Annotated in this window: 10 protein-coding genes and 1 pseudogene; 3 read left to right on the top strand and 8 right to left on the bottom strand. The window is 68.6% G+C overall.

Features of this window, described 5'->3' with window-relative positions; all coding sequences use genetic code 11:
- Positions 1 to 370: 370 nt before the first annotated feature.
- The 5 genes and pseudogenes from AB0395_RS46765 to AB0395_RS46745 all read right to left on the bottom strand — a co-directional run.
- Positions 371 to 1,429, bottom strand: a pseudogene (locus AB0395_RS46765) (IS701 family transposase); the annotation flags it as partial.
- 269 nt (positions 1,430 to 1,698) lie between these two features.
- Positions 1,699 to 3,141 (bottom strand): nitrilase-related carbon-nitrogen hydrolase, encoded by a 1,443-nt coding sequence (locus AB0395_RS46760; protein WP_366294399.1) that lies wholly within the window; start codon positions 3,139 to 3,141, stop codon positions 1,699 to 1,701.
- Positions 3,142 to 3,173: 32 nt separating this feature from the next.
- Positions 3,174 to 3,860 (bottom strand): response regulator transcription factor, encoded by a 687-nt coding sequence (locus AB0395_RS46755; protein ID WP_366294396.1) that lies wholly within the window; start codon positions 3,858 to 3,860, stop codon positions 3,174 to 3,176.
- A gap of 3 nt (positions 3,861 to 3,863) precedes the next feature.
- Positions 3,864 to 4,931 (bottom strand): histidine kinase, encoded by a 1,068-nt coding sequence (locus AB0395_RS46750; RefSeq protein WP_366294393.1) that lies wholly within the window; start codon positions 4,929 to 4,931, stop codon positions 3,864 to 3,866.
- A gap of 784 nt (positions 4,932 to 5,715) precedes the next feature.
- The gene (locus AB0395_RS46745) at positions 5,716 to 5,919 is read right to left on the bottom strand and encodes a hypothetical protein (protein WP_366294390.1); all 204 of its coding nucleotides are present in this window, start codon (positions 5,917 to 5,919) and stop codon (positions 5,716 to 5,718) included.
- Between the two features lie 166 nt (positions 5,920 to 6,085).
- Here AB0395_RS46745 and AB0395_RS46740 point away from each other — a divergent pair, with 166 nt between their 5' ends.
- Both AB0395_RS46740 and AB0395_RS46735 read left to right on the top strand, forming a co-directional pair.
- The gene (locus tag AB0395_RS46740) at positions 6,086 to 6,508 is read left to right on the top strand and encodes a hypothetical protein (RefSeq protein ID WP_366294388.1); all 423 of its coding nucleotides are present in this window, start codon (positions 6,086 to 6,088) and stop codon (positions 6,506 to 6,508) included.
- Positions 6,509 to 6,607: 99 nt separating this feature from the next.
- Positions 6,608 to 6,973 carry a tetratricopeptide repeat protein gene (locus tag AB0395_RS46735; RefSeq protein WP_366294385.1) on the top strand — a complete coding sequence of 122 codons (366 nt, stop codon included), beginning with the start codon at positions 6,608 to 6,610 and terminating at the stop codon, positions 6,971 to 6,973.
- Positions 6,974 to 7,339: 366 nt separating this feature from the next.
- On the opposite strand, the gene AB0395_RS46730 is transcribed toward AB0395_RS46735, so the two are convergent.
- The gene (locus tag AB0395_RS46730) at positions 7,340 to 7,522 is read right to left on the bottom strand and encodes a hypothetical protein (protein ID WP_366294382.1); all 183 of its coding nucleotides are present in this window, start codon (positions 7,520 to 7,522) and stop codon (positions 7,340 to 7,342) included.
- Positions 7,522 to 8,163 (bottom strand): hypothetical protein, encoded by a 642-nt coding sequence (locus AB0395_RS46725; RefSeq protein ID WP_366294379.1) that lies wholly within the window; start codon positions 8,161 to 8,163, stop codon positions 7,522 to 7,524. The genes AB0395_RS46730 and AB0395_RS46725 overlap by 1 nt, the downstream gene beginning before the upstream one ends.
- Positions 8,164 to 8,453: 290 nt before the next feature.
- Here AB0395_RS46725 and AB0395_RS46720 point away from each other — a divergent pair, with 290 nt between their 5' ends.
- A complete protein-coding gene (locus AB0395_RS46720) occupies positions 8,454 to 8,654 on the top strand; it encodes a hypothetical protein (RefSeq protein ID WP_366294376.1) in 201 nt (66 codons plus the stop codon).
- A 309-nt stretch (positions 8,655 to 8,963) separates the two neighbouring features.
- Here the strand turns inward: AB0395_RS46720 and AB0395_RS46715 are convergent.
- On the bottom strand, positions 8,964 to 9,354 hold a 391-nt coding region (locus AB0395_RS46715), incomplete at its 5' end, for a hypothetical protein (protein WP_366294373.1).

Here is a 9,354-nt window from a genome sequence, read left to right as displayed (position 1 = left end):
CGTGTCACACGGTTCGTTGGATTTTCCGCTGTTTGCTACGGGGACCCCTACAAACCGTAGACGGCCAGCGGGGCGGCGATGTGTTCGCCGTCGCGGTGCACGCCGCTTAGTACTCCAGCCGTACTTAGTGATCTTTGATGCGTTGTCGCTGGTAATGGGCTCGTCGAGCGCGCGCCTGGTGGTGTAACCGCCATGCTGACCAGTGCTGGATGTGCTGTTCATCGATGGCTGGTCGAGTCAACAACGCGAAGAGGCGACGAACCTCATTAGCGGAGATCACGATCGGTAGCCCGGCCGGTCCCATGCCACCTTCCCTGGATGCTTTCGACTCACCTCCGGCCGAGGCGCCTGGCTCATCGGCCAGGGCGGCTCGGGTGACGGAGAGGAAGGCGAGCGCGAGCATGGCCAGCGTGATGTAGCGGTACCAGGCCGGATAAAGGCGAACTTGGTAGTGGTCGAAGGCGGTTTCGTTCTTGCCCGCTTGGAAGCACTCCTCGATACTCCAACGAGCTCCGGCCACGGCCACCAGACGGGACAACGGGGCCGGTATCGGCGTGTGACACAGATAGAAGGCCAGCTCAGACGGCTTGCTGACCGAGCGGCGGATCAGCAGCCGATGAGCCGGGCCGGTGGTGGCCACCAAAGCCCGGTCATAGCGCCGCAGCCCCTTGGCGCCGGCACCGCAAGAGTGCCGCTGCCAGGCGCTCTTGGGGATCTTCGCCGCGACGGCGTCGGCGCGGACCTTGCCCGCGCCGGTGGTGATCTGATGGTGGCGGGCCACGGCCAGCACGTAGCCGAGCTGCCGCTCTTCCAGGAATCGGCGCAGCGGCCCGTTGTCGCCGTAGGCCTCATCGGCCGTGACCCAGGCAAAGGGCACCGCTGCGGCGATCGCCCGGCTGATCATCGCCTGCAGCAGTTGCGGTTTGGTGGCGAAGGCCGTCTGGTCGGGGACTTTCGCCTTCGCGCACCGGTCGGCGTCGGCGATCCAGGCGGTGCGGGGCAGATACAGTTCCCGGTCCAGCAGGGCGCGGCCCCGGATGGTGGCGTAGCCGGGGAACATCCCGATCTGGCAGTTGGTGATCTTTCCGGCGGTGCCGGTGTACTGGCGCTGCACCCCGGCCGAGCAGGTGCCCTTCTTCTCAAAACCGGTGTCGTCCCCGACCAGCACTCCGTCAGGGGCGCCCAGGTGGTCGATCACGTAGTCGCGGATGTCGTCGCGCACTGCGTCGGCGTCCCATTTGGCGGTCGAAAACAGTCGTTGTATGCCGTCCGGGGTGGCTTCCCCGGCGTGTTCGGCCAACGACCAGCCGGTGGTGCGGTGCAGGCCGGACAGTAGCCCTTGCAGGCAGGAACGGGCGCGCAGCCGTACCTCTCGCCTCCTGAAGCGGCCTGCCACTCGAGCGAAGGCATCGTCCAGTCCGCTCTGCAGACGAGTGGCGTTGAGGTGTTCTAGTCTGGCCAACGCGGCCACCGCATGATCTTCAGTTCCATCACACCTGAATGATCACAGCGGTGGCCGTCCGTCGTAGTTGTGGCCCTAGCCCCACAGGTTCACATGCGCACGACCTCGCCCCGCCTCACGATCTACGGCTGGAGTACTAGGCCGTGATGACGCGTCCCGCCGTGACGACGTAGCGTGCGGCAAGATCGGCGACGGGCTCGTCACCGTGACGACGTGGCGAGCAGCGCAAGCGCCCCCTACGACTTGACGTCGACCGGGATCCGGGGCTCCGGCTCGGGTTGCGGCGTTCGCCGTACCCTGAACCCGGCGATCAGCGAAACAGCCGTCAGCCCCAGGCACAGCCACGCGAACCAGTCCCCCACCCGCGCGTAAAGCGTCGGCGCCACCGCGGCGGGCAGGGGCGCGATCGCCGTGGCGAAGTCCGCCGACGACGACTCCGTCTCGGCCACGACGCGGCCCGCCGGATCGCTGATGACCAGGCGCCCCGCCCGCGCGGCCCGCGCCACCGTCACCCCAGACTCCACTCCGCGCACCAGGGCCATCCTCCCGTGCAGCCAGCCGTCGGTGGAGAAGTCCCACGCGGGCGCGTACAGCACCGTCGCCCCCGCCTCGCGGTAGGAGCGCACCAGCCCCGGATAGTCCAGGTCCTTGCAGATGATCAGACCCGACCCGCCGGGCAGGACCGTCAGCCCGCTGCCGGGCGTCAGTTCCGACTCCAGCCCGGGGATGAGGAAGTGCTTGGTGTACTCCGAAGGCCGCCCGCCACCCGCCGGATAGCCCAGCGCCACGTTGGTCAGCACGTCCCCGCGCCGCAGGACCAGCCCGGCCACCACGTCGACCCGGTGCCGAGCGGTGATCCGCGTCAGGGCGGAGGCCAGCATCGGCAGCGTCCGGTCGTCGGCCAGGAACGTCTTCTCCGGCAGCACCACCGTCCGGACCCCGCGCGCCGCCAGCGCCTCTACCTGCTCGGCGTAGCGGGCCACCAGCGTGCGGCCCTGCGCTGTGTCCAGCGGGATGGCGTCGTTGGGGTGGTCGGTGACCAGCAGCGCGACGCGCGCCCCCGGCTCGGGCGCGCGCAACTGCCAGGCTCCGTAGCCGAGTACCGCCACCAGGACGACCCACACCACCAGCGCCACCCGCAGGCGGCCAACCGTGCCCGAGAGCAGGACCGCGGCAGCCGACGGCACGGCGAGCAGCAGGAACGTGACCCCCCACACGCCGGTCAGCGACACGGCCTGCAGCACCGGCAGCACGTCGGCCTGCGTGTAGCCCAGGCTCCACCACGCGCCGTACGGGCCGAGCACCGACAGCAGGTACTCCGTCGCCGCCCACCCCGCGGACGGGAGGACCACAGCCGAGAGCGGACGGCCGCGCCGTACCAGAGCCCCCGAGGCCGCGGCGAGCAGGGCGAAAACCAGGGCAAGACCGAGCATGAGCGCCGCCATCAATGGGAGCGGTATCTCCACCACGTTCAGGAAATACAGCCACAGGGGAGCCTGTCCCGCAGCGAACGCGGCGAAGGCCGCAGCGAGCGCGAGGCGGAAACGTACCCGGGCGGCGGCCAGCAGCACGGGCAGCGGCGCGAGCCAGGTGAGGAACCAGATCGGGTGGAGCCCGGTGCCGAGGGCGAACAGCACGGCCGACAGCCCGGCCGCGACGGCGAGTTTCCAGCTTTTCATGCCGTCCATGCTCCGCATCCCGGGCGGCGGGATCATCGCTCTGGAGCGCGATCCTCCAGGTCACTCCCGGGGACTACGAGCCCGGCCTCGTAGGCGAAGATCACCGCCTGCACCCGGTCGCGCAGGCCCAGCTTGGTGAGGATGCGGCTGACGTGCGTCTTGACCGTGTGCTCGCTGACCACCAGCCGCGCGGCGATCTCGGCGTTGGCCAACCCACCCGCCACCAGGTGCAGCGTCTCCAATTCCCGGTCGGTGAGCAGGTCGAGGCGGGCCGCCAGGCGGGGGGCGACGCCGTGACCCGGCCGCCGTACCAGGTCCTCCACCAGGCGGCGGGTGACCGCGGGGGCCAGCAGCGACTCCCCCGCCGCGACCACGCGCACGGCCTGGGCCAGCTCCTCGCGCCTGATGTCCTTGAGGATGAAGCCGCCGGCGCCGGCCCGCAGCGCGCCGTAGACGTACTCGTCCAGGTCGAACATGGACAGCACGAGTACCTTGGCGGACGTCTCGGCACAGATGCGCTCGGTGGCGGCGACGCCGTCCATGACGGGCATCTGGATGTCCATGAGCACCACGTCGGGCGTCAGCTCGGCCGCCGCGGCCACGGCGGCGGCGCCGTCGCCCGCCTCGCCGACCACCTCGATGTCCGGCTGGGCGTCGAGGATCATCGCGAACCCCGCCCGGAACAGGTCCTGGTCATCGACCACCAGCACGCGCAGCATCGCTCATCCGCCGACGGGCAGCTCGGCCGACACGGTGAACCCGCCGGGCCGTTGGCCCGCGCTGAACGTGCCGCCGCTGGCCAGCGCCCGTTCACGCATCCCGGCCAGGCCGTGGCCACCATCCTGGCCGCGCGTGCCGTCGCCGTCGTCGGAGATCTCCAGCCGCAGGGCGTCCGCCCAGGCAAGTCTGACCAGTACGGCCCGCGCCCCGGAATGTCGCAGCACGTTCGTCAATGCCTCCTGGACGATACGGTAGGCGGCGACGTCCACCTCGGGCGAGACCGGGCGGGCGTCCCCGAGGCTTGCCAGCTCCACCCGCACGCCCGCGCGGCCGATCCGGGCGATCAGCTCAGGCAGCGCGTCGAGACCGGGGCGCTCGGGCCGTTCCTCGCCGGCGCGCAGGGTGCCCAGCAGGCCGCGCAGCTGCACCAGCGCAGAGCGGCCGATCTCGCCAATCGTGTCGAAGGCCGCCTCGCCCCTGGCCGGATCGCTCTTCAGCGCCACCGGGCCCGCCTCGGCCTGCACGACCATCAGCCCGACGGAGTGGGTGACGATGTCGTGCACGTCGCGCGCGATGCGGGTGCGCTCCTCGGCCGCGGCGGCCTCGCGCTCGCTGGCCAGCCTGCGTTCACGCTCCTCAAGCTCGGCGGCCTGCGCGCGGCGGGCCCTGGCGCCGGTGCCCAGAGCGTACGCGGCGACGTACGCGACGGCGACGTAGCGGTAGGTCTCGGCCTTCTCGTGCGGCACGATCAGCGACACGGTCACGAACACGACCGTGGCCGGGATGACGGCCAGGCGCTGCGCCCGCGTGCTTTGCGCGGCGATCGTGTAGAGGCACACCAGCGGGCCGAGCGGCAGCAGCGGCTTCTCCCACAGCACCATGACGCTGGTGGCGGTGCCGACGAGCACGCAGGTCAGGATCGGCGCGTCCCGCCGCCAGTAGACGGGCGCCGACGACAGCACCGCCAGGCCGAACAGCCACCAGGTCCGTGGCTCGGGCACGAGGAGCGGCAGGACGGCGGCCAGCACGGCGACCACGGTGATGGCGAGGTCCTCGCGCCGGGCGGTCATTCCGCCGAGTGTAGATCGTCCGGTCCAGCCCGCACATCGCCGTCGAGAGTGACCTGCCCGGTCATTCCGCCGGACTACACGGTCAGGATCGCCAGGTCCGTGTTGGAGCCGCAGACGACTTCCGCTACTTGCTCTCTGCCCTCCGGGATGTACGCGCCGGACTGTAACGCCGCGTAGGCCCAGGACTCCCGAAGCTGTGGTCAGGGGCAAAGTAGAGGGCTGACCGGACAGAAGAACGTGCATTGTGTCTGGTCACCGGAACCGCATCATCCCAGTTCACGGCCCTGACTCCGATCGCTCTGCCAATCCGGTCCCCGATGCCGACCCGGGACAGGCCGCCGAAATCCGGCTCTGGCGAGCGGTACGGAAACCCGCGCTGAGCTGGATCAGCCCGCCTACTTTGCGGCTCGCCGCAGCTTCGGGAGTCCTGGACCTCCCAGGGAGTACTGAAGGCCAAAGCCGCAGGATCCCCGTGGACGACAGAGCCGAGCACACCCCCGTCGTGGTCGACTCCATCATCGCCCAGGCCCGGGATTTCGCCCGCTTGCTTGGGGCGGCGATCGTGGAGGACAGCCCGCCGTTCTCGCCGTGCCGACCGGTCGGCGCACGCTCACCCGACCGGGCCCGTCATACGGTGATGCTGCGGCGGGGTGCCCGTAGTGGGCGCGGGCTGTCGTCAGACCCGACTCCGGCAGCTCGAGTTCACACGACCAAGTCCGCTCCCTGACAAAGCCTCCTCGTCGCTGCCGTGGGTGGGTCATGATGTTGAAGTGTCACCGACACCTCAGGCGGCACAATGCTGGTCATCAACGACGCCCAGGGCCTTTTCGACGAGATCTCCGGCTACCTTATCGGCGTTGAGAAGAGTCTGTACGGTTCTTAGCGCGATCAGGTCAATATGGGAATGGGCAGACGACGCCAGCGTCAACATCGCCAGCCGAATGGCCACTTCAGCCTCGGAGTCCGCCCAGCCTGCCTGAATAGCCATGATGCTCGGAAGAGTCGTGAGGTGCCGTTCCCATCGCAGCAGATCTTCCCCGGCGGCATACCGCGGGTTGTCCCAGACTCGGCGCCGGGACTTCGCCCTGGAGCTGGCCGGCTCGCTCGACTGCCTGGCAGCCGAGCTATCCCTGCTGGGTAACCATGGCCAAGCGATGGACGCCGCCCAACAGGCTGTGCTGATCCAGCGCGAGCTCGCCAGCACCGCCCCCGGCAGCGCGCGGCCCGGCCTCGCCGGGGCGCTCATCCGCTTGTCGGCCACTCTGTCCAAGGGGGGTGCGGCCCACCAGGCGCTGATCGCGGCGCGGGAGGCGGTCGCCCTCTACCGAGCTCTGGCCGCCGCCGACCCTGCGGCTTTCCGGAGCGAACTTGCCGCGTCGCTCAACTCGCTCGGCAACCGCTTGACCGCCTTGGGCCGCTCGGCCCGCGGCCCCTTCGGCTCTGGCTCCGAACTCACGGTTCCATCATTACGCACACCGACACTCAGGTCGGCAACAGTCAAGGTCACGATCGTCAACGGTCCTGTTCTCGCCCTACTTGCAGCTCAGAAGGCTATCTCCTCCCGATGTCTCACCTGAGCCTGCCAAAGAGGGGTCTGCCTGAGGACCCTGGGCGAGATAGAGAAAGCCCTGTCGGCAGCCCAGGAAACGGTACAGATCTACCGGCGTCTCGCCGACGTGGAGCCGCACGCCTACCAATTCGAGCTCGCCAGACAGCTGAGCGATCTTGGTGTATGGCTGGTGCCTTTTGGCCGGTTGGAGGAGGCGCGGATGGCCTCGGAGGAGGCAGTACGCCTCTATCGGGCCCTGACTCAGGCGGACCCGGCGGCGTTCGAGCCTTACCTGGCCAAAGCGCTGCACACTCTCGGCGTCTGGCTCACCGGCCTGGGACATTGGCGGCAGGCGCACACCAGCCTCGACGAGGCGGTCCGGCTGCGCCGCGAGCTGGCCCGCGATCATCCGCGGGAGTTTCAGGCCGCCCTTGCTGAGTCACAGGAAATCCTGGCGCACGTCCAGGGCGTCCTGTCACCCGACACGCCTTGATCAACCAGTGTACGGGCCGGGGAGCTTCGGTCTATTTGATAGTGCGATTGCAGGCACGCCCGGCAGCGAGGTCGGCCAGCGGTAGTTGGGGTGCCGCCCCCTGTGCGCCCACGTCGACGCGAGGTGAGTGACCCAGCGGCGCCTGCGGGAGTTGAATCCGGTGGTGCGGCCCCGTCGGCCGGAACCGGAGCGTGCCGGTTGTCGTCGGCCCGGGTTTCTGGCTCCTGATAATCGACCTTCTCAAGAGCAAGATGGATCCTGCATACCCTGTTGAAGGAGTCGGCGGCTGGTCTCGGCGCTTTCCCCGGCGTCCCCGCTCCGCTGCTGACTTGCGAGCCTGGAAGCAGTGCGGAGTTGATGACCATCTCAGGGACGGCGCCGTCCGCGTCGCAACCCGTACAGCGTCAGTGACAGCCTCGTCACCGCCAGGGCGGCATCAATCGGCGGCCATACGGCCGGGGCCAGCCACACCAGCACCGTGGCCGCGACCGACACCGACGCGATGACCCTCGCCAGCGGGTGCCACCCGAATACGGGTAGAAGGGCCATCAACTCTCTCTGAACCGCTCACCCGCTGCGAGCCGGGATATGGCGGTCACGTACTGCATCGCGTTGGGGATCGCGCCCATGACCGTCAGTTCCGTCGGCGGGTGCGACCTCCTCCGCTCCCTGATGCCGAGCGCGACCGCCTCGCTCGCCCACCCCGACCTGACCCATTCTGTGTAGGGAACGAATGTCGCCGCCCCTCGGCGTGCGGGCCGCCTGCGGGCGTTCCCGCTGTTGATGGGGCTGACCGCCGCTCGGTCGCCGTAGTCGGCCACCAGCCCGACCGTATCCAGGGTGAGAACGACCTGGGGCCGCGACCCGTACGCCGCCCGCTGCCGGTTGAGCCGGGCCGGGTCGAGCCAGAAGAACACCCGGACGTTCACCAAGGCGTACCAGTCGGCCGGGTCCAGGCCAACCAGGCAGGACTGCAGGGCGGACGCCGGCATCGGTCGCTGGTCGCGGATCTCAACCCCGTCCGGCAGCAGCATGGGCTCTGGACGCTGCGAGCGCTCCAGCCGTTCGCGGTCGGCCCCGCTCAGCCCGGCGCGGGCGATCAGCTCGGCTGCCGGTAGGAGGCCATGCTTTTCAATCGACGGCCAGTTCGCCGCCTCGGCCAAGTGGTACACATGCTGAGGCAGGTTCACGCGCGAGCCTCGTCTCGGTTGCTGGGGGCGGTGCTGAGCACGTTAGCCGGGGGTTCAGCGGATAACGCGATTGAGCCAGTCCACGACGAGAACGGCCGTCTGCTCCCAGCCCGGCTCGTAGACCAGCGCGTAGTGGCCGGAGTACGGGCCGGACGATGGACAGCTCCTCGCCTGCGGTCCGCGCGCGGACCTGAAAAGGGGAGACATCCGGCTTGCTGGCATGGTGAGCCACGCGCGAGACGGCGGCCGCACGATCGAGAGACCCCGGCGCCACCCCAGGGAGGGAACAGATGAGCAAGGAACCGTTGAGTGAAGACGAGCAGGACGACATCGTCACGGAGTTGGCGGTGAATGTCGAGACCCTGTCGGAAGAGGAGTTCGAGCACCTCTATCGCCAGCTCGACATCGATCACCAGATTCAGGTGAACGACAACGTCCGCGAGTTCGCCAACAACGCGGTCGGAGACGAGCACTGGGACTCCGACAACTGAGCAGAGGGAAGGGTCGGGCCCCGGCCCGGCCGCGACCCACCCGGGAGTGGTGGCACGCCATAACAGCGTCAGACGGACTAGCACTTCTCAGCACGCTGGCCCGGGTCCGGCGAAACGTTGATCGACTGTACGACGACGGCGACAACCTGGTGACCTGCTGACGGCACTCGACGGCAGCGAGCTCAGGACACCCCCTCAGCGCTCCAAGGGACGGACTCTTCGGCGAACTCGGAAACGGCTCCTGTCGGCAGGTGTCGGCGGGTGTCGGCGGGTGTCGTCCCGGGCCAGTTGGATCTCACACAATGCTAACTATGTGAAGTCTTCGCTGATCAGATCATCCCAATCCCAAGGTTCAGCTGGCTTCCCGTCCTGTGTTCGGCCGAACCGATATAACGCTCTATCGCCGCCTTGCTCCTGTGGAAGGCCAGATAATCCGGCAGCGGGCAGTCGTGCAGAGAGAGCGACGGCTTGTTCGTCCGCTTCCACCCCGTACATGGTGTCTAACAGCCTGGTAATGGAGGTCAGAGTGGTGAAGGAGACGCGTGTGGCGGCTCGTTGGGCCAACATGGTGACCTGTTCATCTGCTCCCACCTGATAGAGGGCGTCTAGCCTCGATCTTTCGTGATCTTCGTGTGGTGGGCTGAGGTATTCGGCTGAGAGTCGATTTCGCTTCCTGGTCAGCGTGGTGGCCCGGCTGTCG

It is taken from the genome of Streptosporangium sp. NPDC051023 (assembly GCF_040689595.1).
Taxonomy (GTDB): Bacteria; Actinomycetota; Actinomycetes; order Streptosporangiales; family Streptosporangiaceae; genus Streptosporangium.
This window is presented reverse-complemented; position numbering and strand designations above follow the sequence as displayed.